The organism is Paraburkholderia sp. SIMBA_030 (assembly GCF_046535245.1).
Taxonomy (GTDB): domain Bacteria; phylum Pseudomonadota; class Gammaproteobacteria; order Burkholderiales; family Burkholderiaceae; genus Paraburkholderia.
Map to the genome: position 1 here is coordinate 1 of NZ_JAWRXB010001685.1, position 234 is coordinate 234.

At 68.8% G+C, this 234-nt stretch carries 1 protein-coding gene; it reads left to right on the plus strand.

Features of this window, described 5'->3' with window-relative positions:
* A partial coding sequence (locus tag SB772_RS45760; protein WP_410839244.1) for an acyl-CoA dehydrogenase family protein occupies nt 1-234 on the plus strand: 234 nt, incomplete at both ends.

The window sequence follows — 234 nt, forward strand, 5'->3', positions numbered from 1 at the left end:
GTGGAGATGCTCAACTCGGCGAATCTCTCGTTCGCGCTGTGTCCGCTGCTGACCGATGGCGCGATCGAGGCGTTGCTCACGGCGGGCAGCGAGGCGCAGAAGCAGCGCTACGTGCCGAAGCTCATTTCGGGCGAGTGGACCGGCACGATGAACCTCACCGAGCCGCAGGCGGGCTCCGATCTCGCCGCCGTGCGCACGCGCGCCGAGCCGCAGGGCGACGGCACGTACAAGCTG